This window comes from Burkholderia diffusa, from assembly GCF_902499115.1.
Taxonomy (GTDB): domain Bacteria; phylum Pseudomonadota; class Gammaproteobacteria; order Burkholderiales; family Burkholderiaceae; genus Burkholderia; species Burkholderia diffusa.
The window spans coordinates 53879-69014 of the sequence record NZ_CABVPN010000034.1; the positions used below are offsets into that span (position 1 = coordinate 53879).

Genomic DNA, 15136 nt, shown 5'->3' on the forward strand with positions numbered 1-15136 from the left:
TCCATGAAAGTCACGCTCATTCCGGTCACGCCGTTCCAGCAGAACTGCTCGCTGCTCGTCTGCGAGAAGACGGGCCGCGCCGCCGTCGTCGATCCCGGCGGCGACATCGAACGGATCGAACAGGAGATCGCGCGGCAGAACGTGCAGGTCGAGAAGGTGCTGCTCACACACGGCCACGTCGATCACTGCGCGGGCGCGAAGGCGCTCGCGACACACTACGGCGTGCCGATCGTGGGACCGCAGGAAGACGAGCGCTTCTGGATCGAGCAACTGCCGATGCAGAGCCAGCGCTTCGGCTTCCCGGCCGCCGAGGCGTTCGAGCCGGACCAATGGCTGAAGGACGGCGACACCGTGCGGTTCGGCGACGAGACGTTCGAGGTCTATCACTGCCCGGGCCACACACCCGGCCACGTCGTGTTCTTCAGCCGCGCGCATCGCGTCGCGATCGTCGGCGACGTGCTGTTCGCCGGCTCGATCGGGCGCACCGATTTCCCGCGCGGCAACCACGCGGACCTCGTGCGTTCGATCAAGGAGAAGCTGTGGCCGCTCGGCGACGATGTCACGTTCGTGCCGGGCCACGGCCCGGTGTCGACGTTCGGCGACGAGCGCCGCACGAACCCGTTCGTGTCCGACAAGGTGTTCGGATGAACCAGACCGCCATCCCCGAAATCTACGTCAGCACCGACGTCGAGGCCGACGGCCCGATTCCCGGCCCGCACTCGATGCTGAGCTTCGCGTCGGCCGCCTATACCGAGGACAAGCAGCTGATCGCGACGTTCTCGGCGAACCTCGAGACGCTGCCCGGCGCGCAGGCCCACCCGGTGCAGGAAGCGTGGTGGAAGACGGAGCCCGAAGCGTGGGCCGCGTGCCGGCGCGACCTGCAGGCGCCCGAGGCGGCGCTGGTCGCCTACGTCGAGTGGGTCGAGGCGCTGCCCGGCAAGCCGGTATTCGTCGCGATGCCCGCCGGTTTCGACTTCACGTTCATGTTCTGGTACATGATGCGCTTCGCGGGGCGCTGCCCGTTCTCGTGGTCGGCGCTCGACATCAAGACGCTCGCGTTCGCGATGACGGGCCTGCCGTACCGCAAGGCGATCAAGCCGCGCTTTCCGAAGCACTGGTTCGACGATCACCCGCACACGCACGTCGCGCTCGACGACGCGATCGAGCAAGGCGCGCTGTTCTGCAACATGCTCGCCGACCTGCGCCGTCAGCAGGCCGCGCTCGCGGGCCTCGCCGTGTCGGACACCGATCGGTCGGAAAACGCGGGGGCGGGACAAAACCCCACGGATCCGCGAGCAAATTAGCGAATCTCGCTCAACAGCGCCGCGTCAGATTGCCTTTCCTTTCCCGGCCCTCTAACATTCAGCGTGTTGTAGCTGCCGCATGGAGGCGCAGGTGACGCTCGATTCCTTTTCGCAAAAAATCCTTCGCCTGTTGCAACTCGACGCGCGCCGTTCCGTGCAGGAAATCTCCGACCAGGTCGGCCTGTCGAGCACGCCGTGCTGGCGCCGCATCAAGGACATGGAACAGTCGGGCGTGATCCAGCGCTACACGGCGCTGCTCGATCGCGAGAAGCTCGGCCTGCACGTGTGCGCGCTCGCGCACGTGCATCTGACCCGCCACAACGAAGGCGGCGTCGAGCAGTTCGAGCGCGAGATCGCGACCTGCCCGGAAGTCACCGAGTGCTACAGCACGACCGGCGAGGCCGATTACATCCTCAAGATCGTCGCGCCCGACATCAAGGCCTACGACGTCTTCCTGCACGAACGGATCTTCAAGATCCCGGCGGTGTCGCAGGTGCGCACGAGCGTCGTGCTGCGCGAAATCAAGTTCGACACGCAACTGCCGCTGTAACGCGCGGGCCCGCGGTCGCCGATGCCCTCAGGCCTGCGCGGGCAATCCGCGCGTGAAGCCGATCCGACGCGCGCCGAACTGCCGCTTCAGCGCGTCGACATCGAGCCGGCCGGCCAGCGACGCGTCGGTATCGCCTGCGCCGGCGTCGAGCGTCACGTCGATCTCGAGCCCCGTGCTCAGATAGTGCAGGTTGATCGCGGCCGGATGCAGCCCACGTTGCGCGAGCGCGGCCTCGAGCCGCGCCGCGATCTCGGCGCGCGGCGGCAGCGCGAGCGCCGGCCGGCGCGCCGTGTCGTTCTCCGGATCGACGTGGATCAGCGCGTCGAGCACGCGCGGGTCGCGCAGCACGCGCGCACGTGCGGTTTCCGCGATGTAATGGCCTTCGGAGACGGAGATCATCGGATCGACAAGGATGTGCGCGTCGACGAGCGCCGCATCGCCCATCTTGCGGGTGCGCAGGTCGTGCACGTCGCGCACGCCCGGCGTCGCCTCGAGCAGCGCGCGGATCTCGGCCGTATCGGCGGTGTCGAGTGCACGATCCGACAGGTCCTGAAGTGCGTCATAGCCGAACGTCCAGCCCATGCGCGCGACCATGAAACCGACGATCGCCGCAGCGATCGGGTCGAGCAGCCGCACGCCGGCGAGACTGCCGACGATGCCGATCGCGACGACGAGCGACGATGCGGCGTCCGAGCGCGCATGCCACGCGTTCGCGACGAGCATCGCCGAACGCACGCGCCGAGCCTCGCGCAGCATGTAGCGGAACAGCGCCTCTTTCGACACGAGCACGGTCAGCGCGACGATCAACGCGGAAAAATGGACGGCCGGGATGTTTTCGAGATTCACGAGCCGGTCGCCGGCGCGCCAGAGCATGCCGATGCCGACGGCGATCAGGATCGCGCCGAGAAACAGCGACGCGACGGTTTCATAGCGGCTGTGTCCGTAATTGTGATCGGCATCCGGCGATGCACCACTATGGCGATTGGCCACCAGTACGACAAAATCCGAGATCAGATCGGAAATCGAATGGATGCCATCGGCAATCAATGCCTGCGAATGCGCAACCACGCCGACGACGATCTGAAACGTCGCGAGCACCACATTCAGCACAATACTAACGAGGGTGCTCTTGCGCGCGACCGCGTGCTTATCTGCGCTTTGCGCGTCGTCGGAAAACGTGGACATGAAATGCTAGATATCGGTTGTGATACGGAATTCTATCAAACGAAGTCCGCCCGGCATTCCGATAACCCAAAATTTTCCATTCAAATCAACCGCTTATGCGAACGGGTTGCATTTTCATTCACACCCGCGCCTGACACTTTCATGACAAAACGCATACAATCCGGTGCCGGAATGCAAAAAGCCGCGCTCCTCGACGGATGCGCGGCTCTTTTCGAGACGTCGACTTAAACGATCGTTTAAATCGCAAACTGTTCGCGGTTCTTGCCAGCGATCCAGCGCGGCGGCTTGCCGCGGCCCGACCACGTCGCGCCCGTTTCCGGATCACGGTATTTCGCGGCCACGCCTGCGCGCGGACGGCCGACCTTACCTGCCTTCGCGCGGCTGAGACCGAGTTCGGCGAGCGAAAAGCCGTAGTCGGCAATTTTCTGCTTCACGTCATTCAGCACTTCAGCGTATTCACGCGACTTCGCTTCTTCGATTTGCTTCTCCAGCTTCTCCCGCTGGGCCAGCAGGTCCTTGTAAGAAGACATAGTTTCCCTTTCTATCTGACCAATGGGGCCGGTCTGTTGCCAGCTCACCATTCATGAAATATATGTGCCTCGGATTTTCGAAGGCAGAGATTAGCACAAAAAAGATTTGATAGAAGCGAGATTCATGAAAATCCCGAGACCAATTGCAATTCACGCACGTCATTTTGACCGGCCGCGGCCTTTTCTCAAGTTTTTACGCACTTGCATAGAGATTAGGACATTATCGATCCGGTAATCGGCCTATCAGCATACGCAATTACCCTGCATGTGGGAAAATCAAAGCTTTCATCCGGCGACAAGTTCGGAAATATCGTACGGCGCGAGGCGTTATTCAGACATATCCGTATCCCTGCATCACGTCACCTCCCGAGCGCAGGCAATCAACCGTTCGCGCAACGCACCGGCGTCGCCCGGCACTGAATCGAAGGGCGTGCGCACGCGGCGGTTGTCGCAGCGCCAGTCGGCTCCGTGGCGATCGACGCCGAGCAGGTCGAGCCCGTCGCGGCGCGCATCGCTCGAGTCGTACGCCTCCCACAACGCCCGTTCTTCGTCGAAACCAAGCGGCGGCAGCGCATCGAGGCCGGTGCCGTCCACCCAGCCCATCCGGCCGAATCCGCCGATATAGCGCAGCCGCTCGATGTCGAGTGCCCAGAACGTGAAATCGCCGAGCGCGAGGTAGCGTGCGGCATCGGGTTCGTAACGCGTGTAGCGCGCGGCCACATGCGGATCGTCGCCGAGCGACATGAAGCGGCCGAGCAGTGTCGCGCGCTCGGCGTTCAGCACGTCGCCGTCCGGCGCGTCGACGACGAGGAATCCCGCGCGCGGATCGGCGGCAAGGTTGCGCGTATGCTCGGCAAGGCCGCTCACGAGAATCACGGGTCGATGATTCGCATCGGGTGCGAACGGCACGACCGTCGGATAGGGAAAGCCTTGCGGGTCGCGCGCGTGGGTCGCGAGCGTGCCGAGCGCGCAACGGTGCAGCAGGTGCAGGGCAAGGGTGGGATCGATGTTCACGGTGACTCCTGCGGTCGGAAAGCCTGAGCGGCAACGGGGGCGATGACGCGCCGCACTGGAACGCTTCGGGCACGCCGCCTGCGCACCGATGTTACTCGCGGCTGCGTCCCGCCGGGCATCGGCCGGATGGCGGACGCGGACCGCGCAAGCGGCGTGCGCGCCGAAGCCTGATCGGCCAAACGGCCAGCACGCCGGCAAGACCGTAAGCGGTTCGATAGAATCGGACCAATCCGACGGGCGCGACGCGCCCGCGCATCGTCCATTCAAGAGCGCCCCGTGTCCGAAACTTCCTCCCGATCCTCGTCCGACTTCGCCGCGCCGCCCGACGCGCATCGCCTGCTGGCCTTGCCGGTCCGCCAGCGCGCACGCACGGCCACGATGGCACTGTTCTTCATCGCCGGCATGATGTACGCGTCGTGGGGCGTGCACGTGCCGACCGTGCGCGACAAGTTCGCATTGAGCCCGGGGCTGCTGTCGATCGCGCTGTTCGCGGTCGCGGGCGGCTCGATCGCCGCGATGCTCACGATCGCGCGCTGGATCGCGCGCGTCGGCTCGCGCACCGCGTGCCTCGCGGGCGGGCTCGTGATGGCCGCGTGCGCGGCGCTGATCCTCGCCGTGCCCGATTACTGGATGCTGCTCGTCGTGCTCGCGCTGTTCGGCTTCTCGATGGCGACGCTCGACGTCGCGATGAACGCGGAGGCGAGCGCGGTCGAGATCGCGCTCGGCAAGCCGATCATGTCGTCGCTGCACGGGATGTTCAGCATCGGCGGGATGTCGGGGGCGGCGGCCGGCGGCGCGCTGCTGTCGGCCGGCATGGCGCCGGCCGTGCATCTCGCGCTCGCGGCGGCCGTCAGCGCGGCCGTGCTGCTCGTCGCGAGCCCGGCCGTGCTGCCGCACGTGCCGCATCACGAATACACGCACGGCGGCGGCAACCGCTGGCGCTCGCCCGCGCTGTGGATGCTCGGCGGCATCGCGCTGATCGCGCTGATCGCCGAAGGGGCGATGTACGACTGGGCGACGGTCTACATGCGCGACGTCGTCGCGGCGAGCCCCGCGCTCGCGAGCGCGGCCTATGCAGCATTCTCCGGCGGGATGGCGATCGCGCGCTTCGCGGGCGACGCGGTGCGCGCGCGTTTCGGCGCGCCGCAGCTCGTGTTCGCGAGCGCGTCGCTCGCGTGCGCCGGGATGATCGGCGCGCTGCTGCTGCCGAACCCGATCGCCGTGCTGACGGGCTTCACGCTGATGGGCCTCGGCCTCGCGAACATGATGCCCGTGCTGTTCGCCGCCGCCGCGCGCGTCAAAGGCATCCACGCGGCCGAAGGGCTCGCGCACGTGGCCGGACTCGCGTATTTCGGGTTGCTGTTCGGTCCGGTCGTGATCGGTGCGGTCGCGCAGGCCGTGAACCTGACCGTCGGCCTGTCGGTCGTCGCGCTGTGCGCGGCGCTCGTCGCGGCCGTCGCGCCGAAGGTGCTCGCGCACCTGAAGATCTGACCGCGCGGCGAGCCGGCCACCCGCTGCGAGATCGCCAAAAAGAAAGCGCGCCTGCGTTGCCGCAGGCGCGCCTTCACCCCTTCTGTCGACCGCTTTTCAGCTTACATCTTCACTTCGTCGAGCAGCGACTTCTTGCCGTTCTTGTAGTTGTACAGCGAGATCACGCCGTGCCGCAGGTCGCCCTTCGAGTCGAAGGTCGTCGTGCCGATCACGCCCGAGTAGTTCGTCGCCGGCATCGCCGCGAGAATCTTCGCCGGGTCCGTCGAGTTCGCGCGCTTCATCGCATCGACGATGATGTACACGGCGTCGTACGTGAACGGTGCGTAGATCTGGATCGGCTGGCCGAAGCGCTTCTCGTACTTCGCCTTGAACGCCGCGCCGCCCGCCATCTTCTCGAGCGAAGCACCGGCTTCCGAGCACACGACGTTGTCGGTCGCGTCGCCGGCCAGGTCGGCCAGCTTTTCCGTGCACACGCCGTCGCCCGCGAAGATCTTCGCGCGCAGGCCGAGCTGCTTTGCCTGTTTCGCGAACGGGCCGCCGGTGGCGTCCATGCCGCCGTACATGATCGCGTCCGGATTCTCGCCCTTGATCTTGGTCAGAATCGCGCGGAAGTCGACCGCCTTGTCGTTGGTCGCGTCGTGCGACATCACCTTCAGGCCGAGCGCCTTCGCCTTCTTCTCGAACTCGTTCGCGAGACCCTGGCCGTATGCGGTCGAATCGTCGACCACCGCGACGCTCTTGATGCCCTTCGAGTGCGCGTAGTTCGCGAGTGCCGGGCCCTGCTGCGCATCGGTCGCCACCACGCGATACGTGGTCTTGAAGCCTTGCTGCGTATAAGCCGGGTTGGTCGCCGACGGCGAGATCTGAACGATGCCCGCATCGCTGTAGATCTTCGAGGCCGGGATCGACGTGCCCGAGTTCAGGTGGCCAACCACCGCAACGACCTTGTCGTCGACGAGCTTCTGCGCAACCTGCGTGGCCTGGCGCGGGTCGGCCGCGTCATCCTGCGGGTCGAGTTGCAGCGTGATTTTCTGGCCGCCGATCGTAAGACCCTTGGCGTTGATCTCCTCGACTGCGAGACGCGCGCCGTTTTCGTTGTCCTTGCCCAGGTGTGCAATGCCGCCCGTCAACGGCGCGACGTGGCCGATCTTGACGACTTGATCGGCGGCTGCGTTGCCTGCAGCTGCAGCACACAGCATCGCAGCTGCGGTGATCGGCAACAGCTTTTGCATCTTGATATTCATGTAAGTCTCCAGTTTCGGTCCCAAAAAACGCCATCGCCCGGTGCCCCGCTGCCATCCCTGTGTTTGCATTCACTGGACGATTCGCCGGTTGCATCGTTCATGCACTTGGCCTCAAGCACGTAGGGAAACAGCCGCTTGTAGCGGCCGCCCGCCCGTACTTGCGCGCAAGTGTAGGTGATCAAATTAATTTGTGGGACTTTTTTGGGGTAGTGGTAACACTACCGATACGGGCGCTTTGGAACGAATCCTCGAATTCGCTGCAAGTCCCACCAGATAAGGGTTTCCGCTAATTTCGGACGACCGGATGAAAGGTTGATTCAAAGCATTCTCGCGTCATTTCGATTCGGTATTTTGTGCGCGGGATCATTGAATGAAAAGCGCGTGACAACACGCGCTTCTCTCGCTTCGATACGGGCCGGTCAGGCGGCCGTTGCGCGCCATTCGGCGTCGAGCGCGTCGACGAGTTGCGACGTCGTCAGCGCGGCGGCGCGCCGTCGCGCGAGCGGTGCGCCCTGCCCGGCCCACAGCGACAGGTAGTCGCCGTCGTTCGCGCGCGCGGCGGCCTGGCGCAGCGGCTGGGTCAGCGCGTTCTGCACCGGATACGGCGCGGCGTCGGCCACGCGTTCGCCGAGCCGCATCATCAGCGTATTGCGCAATCCGCGCGCATGGCGGCCCGTGATCGCGCGCGTGACCTGCGTCGACGTATCGGCGCTCGCGAGCAGCCGCGCTTTCCAGTCCGCCGCGATCGCGCTTTCCGCACAGGTCAGGAACGCGGTGCCGAGCTGCGCGCCCTGCGCGCCGAGCGCGAGCGCGGCGGCGATCCCGCGGCCGTCCATGATGCCGCCCGCGGCGAGCACGGGCAGGCCGGTCGCATCGACGAGCTGCGGCACCAGCGCGAGCGTGCCGATCAGCGCATCGTCGGCCGAGCCGATGAAGGTACCGCGATGGCCGCCGGCTTCGGCGCCCTGCGCGGACAGCGCATCGGCCCCGGCCGCCTGCCACGCGAGCCCTTCGGCGACGTGCGTCGCGGTGCCGATCACGTAGGTACCGGCGGCCTTCAGGCGCGCGACGTCGGCCGCGTCGAGCACGCCGAACGTGAAGCTCGCGACCGGCACGCGCAGCGCGACGAGCGCGTCGAATTGCGCGCGGAAGTCGGGTGCATAGCGCGCGGGCGCGGTGCCCGGCGGCAGCCCGAGCGTCGCGTTCAACGGATCGATCGCGGCGAGCGCACGTGCGACGGTCGCCGCGTCGGGCACGGCCTCGGGCAACACGAACAGGTTCACGGCAAACGGACGCGCGGTCGCCGCGCGAATGGTGGCGACTTCGGTCGCGAGACGATCCGGCTCGAACGCGCCGGCGCCGAGACTGCCGAGCGCGCCGGCACTGGATGCGGCCGCGACCATCGCGGCCGTGGTCGCGCCGACCATCGGCGCCTGCACGAGCGGCAGGCGCAGGCCGAAGCGCTCGGAAAACGGCGTGGAAAATGCACGGGTGGACATGGCGAATCCTTCGATGACGATGTACGAAAGCGCTTTGTAAAGGCCTACACATCGACTCTATCGAAGCGGCGCATCGCCGAAAAATGAATAATCGAGATCGAAACGATCGCTGCGCGAGAAGCGGGTCCGAGACGCGGATTCGACACGCGCACACACCCGCCAGGCGCGCCGCTTGCGCGCTGCAGCGCCACCGGATTGGTGGCACACTAGGCCGCCCTTTTTTCCATCCGCGGTGCGCACGTCGCGCACCCGTTCGCCAGGAGTTCCAACGTGACTGCCCAATGGATCGACATCCCGACCGGTAACGACAGCTTCGGTGGCTACCTCGCGCTGCCCAAGCGCGGCAAGGGCCCCGCCGTCATCATCATCCAGGAGATCTTCGGCGTTAACTCACACATCCGCGCGGTCGCCGACCAGTACGCGGCCGACGGCTTCGTCGCGCTCGCGCCGGACGTCTTCTGGCGCACGCAGCCGCGCGTCGAACTGACCTACGAAGGCGCCGATCGCGACAAGGGCATCGAACTGATGAAGAAGACCGACGTCGGTCTCGCGGTCGCGGATATCGGCGCGGCCGCCGACGCGTTGCGCGCGCGCCCCGAAGTCGCCGGCAAGGTCGCCGCGATCGGCTACTGCTTCGGCGGCCAGCTCGCGTACCGCGCGGCCGCGGCCGGCAAGGTCGATGCGGCGGTCGCCTATTACGGCGGCGGTATCCAGAATGCGCTCGACCTTGCCGGCAAGGTCACGCAGCCGATCCTGTTCCACTACGCGGAGAACGACCACGGAATCCCCCTCGACGCGGTCGAGCAGGTGAAGGCCGCGTTCGCGGGCCGCCACAACGCATCGTTCCACCTGTATCCGGGCGCCGAACACGGCTTCAACTGCACCGATCGCGCGTCGTACAACCAGCGCGCGTCGGCGCTCGCGCACGGCCGCACGCTGACGTTCCTCGCCGAGCACGTGTAACGGCAGCCGGCAGCGGGCCCGGCACGTCGGGCCCGCGTTATCCTCCTTTCATCGCCACGGGTCACAACGGGGGTGACTGCGATGCACTCGGACTATCTCGCGCATGACGCGATCGGGCTTGCCGCACTCGTGCGCGAGGGCAAGGCGAGCCCGCGCGAACTGCTGGACGCCGCGATCGGCCAGGCCGAAGCGGTGAACGGCGCGATCAACGCGATCGTGCTGCAGGACTACGACGATGCGCGCAAGCGGGCGGATTCGGCCATCGCTACCAGCACCGATGCGCCGTTCGCGGGTGTCCCGTATCTCGTCAAGGATCTCGGCGCGGCGGTCGCGGGGCTGCCGTTGTCGATGGGCAGCCGCCACTATCGCTACTTCGTCCCCGCCGACGACTCACCGGTGATCGCGCGCAGCCGCGCGGCGGGACTCAACGTGTTCGGCAAGACCAACACGTCGGAAATCGGCCAGATGCCGTACACCGAACCCGAACTGTTCGGCGCGTGCCGCAATCCGTGGAACCTCGATCACACGCCCGGCGGCTCGAGCGGCGGCGCGGCCGCGGCCGTCGCGGCAGGCATCGTGCCGCTCGCGCATGCGTCCGACGGCGGCGGCTCGATCCGGATTCCGGCGTCGTGCTGCGGGCTGTTCGGCCTGAAACCGAGCCGCAATCCAGTGCTGGTCGACTTGCCGTCGAACGGCGAGCTGGTCGTCCAGCATGCAGTTTCGCGCAGCGTGCGCGACAGCGCGCTGCTCCTCGACGTGACGACCGGCCAGACGCTGCCGCCCGGCGCGCCCGGCACCTTTCTGGGCGAGCTCGACACACCGCCCGGGCCGCTGCGGATCGGCCTCGTCGTCGACCCGATGCTCGCGCCGGCGCTCTCCGACGACACGCGCGCGGCGCTCGACGACGCGGCCGCGCTCGTCGAATCGCTCGGTCATCACGTCGAGCCGGCGACGCTGAACATCGACTACGCACGCGCGGCCGAAACCTTTCTCACGCTGTGGGCGACGATCGCCGAGGAGATGGTGCTGGGTGCGCGCGCGGTGACCGGGCGCACGCCGAAGCGCGCGGAGTTCGAACCGGCGACGTGGGCGATGGCCGTCGTCGGCAGGCGCATCGCCCGCGCGCGCCTGCCGGACGTGCTCGAATGGCAGCGCCAGCTCACCGTGCAGGTCGCGGGCCTCGTGTCGCGCTACGACGCGATCCTGTGCGCGACGCTCGCGGGGCCGCCGGTCAAGATCGGCGAGCTGCAGCCGACGCCGCTCGAAGCCGCGCAGATGAAGCTGCTCGGCGCGCTGCCGGTCAAACCGCTGCTGCGGGAAATGCTCGCGAAGGCTTCGGAGAAGGCGTTCGCATGGGCCGGCTGCACCGAGCTGTTCAACCTGACGGGCCAGCCGGCGATGTCGGTGCCGCTCTACTGGAACGCGCGCGGCCTGCCGATCGGCGTGCAGTTCGTCGCGCGCCACGCCGACGAGGCGTTGCTGCTGAAACTCGCGCGGCAGCTCGAACAGGCGCGGCCGTGGTTCGACCGGCGTCCGCCGCTGATGCAGGCGCAGCGCTGACGCGCGCGGCCGCTTCCGCAAACATCGAAAAAAAAGCCCCGCCGGCAGGACCGGCGGGGCTTTCGCACATGCAAAACGCGAGGCGGCGCTTACATCGCGAGCCGTTCGCAGATCGTCCGCGTGGCGGTCGCCGCGTTCAGCGTATAGAAGTGCAGACCCGGCACGCCCGCGTCGATCAGGCGCTGGCACAGGCTCGTGACGACATCCGCGCCGAACGCACGGATCGCGTCGCGATCGTCACCGAAGCTTTCGAGCCGGCGCGCGACCCAGCGCGGCACTTCCGCGCCGCACATTTCCGAGAAGCGCATCAGCTGCGAGAAGTTCGTGATCGGCATGATGCCCGGCACGATCGGCACGTCCACACCCAGCTTGCGCGCATCGTCGACGAAGCGGAAATACGCGTCGGCGTTGAAGAAATACTGCGTGATCGCGGAATTCGCGCCGGCTTTCACCTTGCGCGCGAAGTTCTCGAGATCGGCCTTCGGCGAGCGCGATTGCGGGTGGTATTCCGGATAGCCGGCCACTTCGATGTGGAACCAGTCGCCATGCTCGGCGCGGATGAAGCTGACGAGCTCGGACGCATAGCGCAGCTCGCCGACCTCGCCCATCCCCGACGGCAAGTCGCCGCGCAGCGCGACGATATGGCGGATGCCGTGCGAGCGGTACTGGTCGAGGATCGCGCGCAGGCTGTCGCGCGACGAGCCGATGCACGACAGGTGCGGCGCGGCCTCGAGGCCGTCCTTCTGCATGTCGAGCACGGTATCGAGCGTGCCCTGTTGCGTCGAGCCACCGGCGCCGAACGTCACGGAGACGAATTTCGGCTTCAGCGGCAGCAGCTGCGCACGCGTCGCGCGCAACTTCTCGACGCCGTCCGCCGTCTTCGGCGGGAAGAATTCAAACGAGAGTTCGATCGATTTCATGATTCGCAAGAATGGGCGCGGCCGTCAGCCGATGTCGCGCTGCCCGAAGATCAGCGCGGACAGCAGCCACGACACGATGCTGTACAGGATCGAACCGAAGAACGCCGACCAGAAACCCGACACCTCGAAACCCTTCAGCAGCGACGACGCGAACCAGAAGCACAACGCGTTCACGACGAGGATGAACACCCCGAGCGTGACGATCGTGACCGGCAGCGTCAGCAGGATCAGCACCGGACGGATCACCGTGTTGATGAGGCCGAGCACGACCGCGATGATCAGCGCGGTGCCGAAGCTCTTGATGTGGATCGACGGCACGAGGTACGTGATGATCAGCAGCGCGAGGGCGTTGATGACCCAGGTGAGGATGACGCTCATGGAGGGCTCCGGTTCGGTTGTCGATCTGGTCGGTCGGTGACCGCGGCCGGCCGCCGCACCGCGCACGCCCGCTGCGGGGCGCGTGCGGCGCGGCGGCGGCGGTGCATCAGTAGCGGTAGTGGTTCGGCTTGAACGGGCCGTCCTTCTGCACGCCGATGTACGAAGCCTGCTCGTCCGACAGCACGGACAGGTTCGCGCCGATGCGCGCGAGGTGCAGGCGCGCGACCTTTTCATCGAGATGCTTCGGCAGCACGTACACCTTGTTCTCGTACTGTTCGCCGCGCGTGAAGAGTTCGATCTGCGCGAGCGTCTGGTTCGCGAACGAGTTCGACATCACGAACGACGGGTGGCCGGTCGCGCAGCCGAGGTTCACGAGGCGGCCTTCGGCCAGCAGGATCACGCGCTTGCCGTCCGGGAAGATGATGTGGTCGACCTGCGGCTTGATGTTTTCCCACTGATACTGGCGGGTCGACGCGACGTCGATTTCCGAGTCGAAGTGGCCGATGTTGCAGACGATCGCGTTGTGGCGCATCGCCTTCATGTGATCGTGGTTGATCACGTGGTAGTTGCCGGTCGCCGTCACGAAGATGTCGGCCTTGTCGGCCGCGTATTCCATCGTCACGACGCGGTAGCCTTCCATCGCCGCCTGCAGCGCGCAGATCGGATCGATTTCCGTGACCCACACGGTCGCGCCCAGGCCGCGCAGCGATTGCGCGCAGCCCTTGCCCACGTCGCCGTAGCCCGCGACGACCGCGACCTTGCCCGCGATCATCACGTCGGTCGCGCGCTTGATGCCGTCGACGAGCGACTCGCGGCAGCCGTACAGGTTGTCGAACTTCGACTTCGTGACCGAGTCGTTCACGTTGAACGCCGGGAACGGCAGGCGGCCGTCCTTTTCCATCTGGTACAGGCGATGCACGCCGGTCGTGGTTTCTTCGGTCACGCCCTTGATGTGCGCGAGGCGCGTCGAGTACCAGGTCGGATCGGCGTCGAGGTGCTTCGCGATCGACTTGAAGAGCGCGACTTCTTCCTCGTTGGTCGGCTTCGCGATCACCGAACGGTCCTTCTCGGCCTTCGAGCCGAGGATCAGCAGCAGCGTTGCGTCGCCGCCGTCGTCCAGGATCATGTTCGCGAATTCGCCGTTCGGCCATTCGAAGATGCGGTGCGAGAACTCCCAGTATTCGTCGAGCGACTCGCCCTTGAACGCGAACACCGGCGTGCCGGCTTCGACGATCGCGGCAGCGGCATGGTCCTGCGTCGAGAAGATGTTGCACGACGCCCAGCGGACATCGGCGCCGAGCGCCTTCAGCGTCTCGATCAGCACGCCGGTCTGGATCGTCATGTGCAGCGAACCTGCGATGCGCGCGCCCTTCAGCGGCTGCTGCGCCTTGTATTCGTCGCGGATCTGCACGAGGCCCGGCATTTCGGTCTCGGCGATGTTCAGTTCCTTGCGGCCCCAGCCGGCAAGCGCCATGTCGGCGACGATGTAATCCTTGGAAGCCTGGGAATCGATAATGGCGTTCATCACGCCCTCCTTTCTAAAAAAGTTCTAGAAATTGGTGACGTGAGCGCCGTTCAGGAAGCGGGGCCGGCGCGAATGATGCCGCACGGCTGCTTGGTGAAGCTTTCCGAGCCTGGCGGACGCAGGATGGTCCGTCGCAACGCTCCTCGGAAAACGGGAGGGATTGTAGCAAATCGGCGCGGGAAATGCGCGCCATGCACCGCGCGCGGCGTCGGCGCGCGCGGGCGTCATGAAAGGGTCAGTTCTCGGCGCCGACCCATGCCTGTTCGCGCAACCGCGCGCGCAGGCGCGCGACGGCCTGGCTGTGCAGCTGACACACGCGCGATTCGCTCACCTCGAGCACCGCGCCGATCTCGCGCAGGTTCAGCCCGCGCTCGTAGTACAGCGACATCAGCAGCTTCTCGCGCTCGGGCAGCCGCTCGATCGCTTCGACGAGCGCCTCGCGCAGGTGTTCGTCGAGCAGCGACGACAACGGATCGGCGTGATCGACGCGATAGCGGTCGAGGAACGGCTCGTCGTCGGCCGCGCGATCGAAATCCTCGTAATAGATGAGCTGGCTGCCGTGCAGGTCCTGCAGCATCCCCTGGTATTCGTCGAGCGGCATCTTCAGGTGCTGCGCGATCTCGGTCTCGCTCGCCGAGCGGCCGAGCTGCTGCTCGACCTGGTGCACCGCGTACTCGACCTCGCGCGACGTCTTGCGCAGGCTGCGCGGCAGCCAGTCGTTGCTGCGCAGCTCGTCGAGCATCGCGCCACGGATGCGCTGGGTCGCGTAGGTCTCGAACTGCGCGCCCTGGTCTTCCTTGTAGCGGCCGGCCGCGTCCATCAGGCCGATCATGCCGGCCTGGATCAGGTCGTCGAGATCGACGCTCGCCGGCATCTTCGCGACGAGCTGCAGCCCCAGGCGCCGCACGAGCGGCGCGTATTGCGCGAGCACGTCGGCCTGGGTCATCTTTCCTTGAGCGTTGTACATCATGGC

At 66.4% G+C, this 15136-nt stretch carries 15 protein-coding genes and 1 riboswitch; of the genes, 6 read left to right on the forward strand and 9 right to left on the reverse strand.

Features of this window, described 5'->3' with window-relative positions; genetic code table 11:
- The first annotated feature begins 3 nt into the window (after positions 1-3).
- From BTE28158_RS28310 to BTE28158_RS28320, 3 genes are all read left to right on the forward strand, one after another.
- A complete protein-coding gene (locus BTE28158_RS28310; protein WP_151050110.1) occupies positions 4-648 on the forward strand; it encodes an MBL fold metallo-hydrolase in 645 nt (214 codons plus the stop codon).
- Entirely contained in the window at positions 645-1304 is a 660-nt protein-coding gene (locus tag BTE28158_RS28315) for a 3'-5' exonuclease family protein (RefSeq protein ID WP_059601885.1), read from the forward strand. The genes BTE28158_RS28310 and BTE28158_RS28315 overlap by 4 nt, the downstream gene beginning before the upstream one ends.
- 79 nt (positions 1305-1383) lie before the next feature.
- Positions 1384-1854, forward strand: coding sequence for an Lrp/AsnC family transcriptional regulator (locus tag BTE28158_RS28320; protein WP_006477376.1), 471 nt, complete (start codon positions 1384-1386; stop codon positions 1852-1854).
- 27 nt (positions 1855-1881) lie between these two features.
- Here BTE28158_RS28320 and BTE28158_RS28325 read toward each other — a convergent pair whose 3' ends face one another.
- The 3 genes from BTE28158_RS28325 to BTE28158_RS28335 all read right to left on the reverse strand — a co-directional run bounded on the left by BTE28158_RS28325 (position 1882) and on the right by BTE28158_RS28335 (position 4583).
- A complete protein-coding gene (locus tag BTE28158_RS28325; RefSeq protein ID WP_059601887.1) occupies positions 1882-3039 on the reverse strand; it encodes a cation diffusion facilitator family transporter in 1158 nt (385 codons plus the stop codon).
- 236 nt (positions 3040-3275) lie between these two features.
- Entirely contained in the window at positions 3276-3569 is a 294-nt protein-coding gene (locus BTE28158_RS28330; protein ID WP_006491875.1) for an H-NS histone family protein, read from the reverse strand.
- Between the two features lie 354 nt (positions 3570-3923).
- Positions 3924-4583, reverse strand: coding sequence for a HugZ family pyridoxamine 5'-phosphate oxidase (locus tag BTE28158_RS28335; protein WP_151050112.1), 660 nt, complete (start codon positions 4581-4583; stop codon positions 3924-3926).
- 276 nt (positions 4584-4859) lie between these two features.
- Here BTE28158_RS28335 and BTE28158_RS28340 point away from each other — a divergent pair, with 276 nt between their 5' ends.
- Complete coding sequence (locus BTE28158_RS28340) at positions 4860-6074, forward strand: MFS transporter (RefSeq protein WP_174920201.1); 1215 nt, start codon at positions 4860-4862, stop codon at positions 6072-6074.
- Between the two features lie 101 nt (positions 6075-6175).
- On the opposite strand, the gene BTE28158_RS28345 is transcribed toward BTE28158_RS28340, so the two are convergent.
- On the reverse strand, positions 6176-7318 hold the full coding sequence (locus BTE28158_RS28345) for a branched-chain amino acid ABC transporter substrate-binding protein (RefSeq protein WP_059601894.1): 1143 nt from the start codon (positions 7316-7318) through the stop codon (positions 6176-6178).
- Between the two features lie 419 nt (positions 7319-7737).
- Complete coding sequence (locus BTE28158_RS28350; RefSeq protein WP_151051521.1) at positions 7738-8817, reverse strand: NAD(P)H-dependent flavin oxidoreductase; 1080 nt, start codon at positions 8815-8817, stop codon at positions 7738-7740.
- 270 nt (positions 8818-9087) lie between these two features.
- Between BTE28158_RS28350 and BTE28158_RS28355 the strand changes: the two genes are divergently transcribed.
- Positions 9088-9780 (forward strand): dienelactone hydrolase family protein, encoded by a 693-nt coding sequence (locus BTE28158_RS28355; RefSeq protein ID WP_151051523.1) that lies wholly within the window; start codon positions 9088-9090, stop codon positions 9778-9780.
- 81 nt (positions 9781-9861) lie between these two features.
- Positions 9862-11340: an amidase gene (locus BTE28158_RS28360; RefSeq protein ID WP_151051525.1), complete on the forward strand. Its 1479-nt coding sequence runs from the start codon at positions 9862-9864 to the stop codon at positions 11338-11340.
- Positions 11341-11429: 89 nt separating this feature from the next.
- Here BTE28158_RS28360 and metF read toward each other — a convergent pair whose 3' ends face one another.
- The 4 genes from metF to BTE28158_RS28380 form a co-directional block, all read right to left on the reverse strand.
- Positions 11430-12260: a methylenetetrahydrofolate reductase [NAD(P)H] gene (gene metF / locus BTE28158_RS28365; protein WP_059601901.1), complete on the reverse strand. Its 831-nt coding sequence runs from the start codon at positions 12258-12260 to the stop codon at positions 11430-11432.
- A gap of 24 nt (positions 12261-12284) precedes the next feature.
- On the reverse strand, positions 12285-12638 hold the full coding sequence (locus tag BTE28158_RS28370; protein WP_006477367.1) for a phage holin family protein: 354 nt from the start codon (positions 12636-12638) through the stop codon (positions 12285-12287).
- A 106-nt stretch (positions 12639-12744) separates the two neighbouring features.
- Positions 12745-14163 carry an adenosylhomocysteinase gene (ahcY, locus tag BTE28158_RS28375; RefSeq protein WP_059533465.1) on the reverse strand — a complete coding sequence of 473 codons (1419 nt, stop codon included), beginning with the start codon at positions 14161-14163 and terminating at the stop codon, positions 12745-12747.
- Between the two features lie 34 nt (positions 14164-14197).
- Positions 14198-14314: riboswitch (S-adenosyl-L-homocysteine riboswitch) on the reverse strand.
- Positions 14315-14398: 84 nt separating this feature from the next.
- Positions 14399-15133: an RNA polymerase sigma factor FliA gene (locus tag BTE28158_RS28380; RefSeq protein WP_059452641.1), complete on the reverse strand. Its 735-nt coding sequence runs from the start codon at positions 15131-15133 to the stop codon at positions 14399-14401.
- Between the last annotated feature and the right edge of the window lie 3 nt (positions 15134-15136).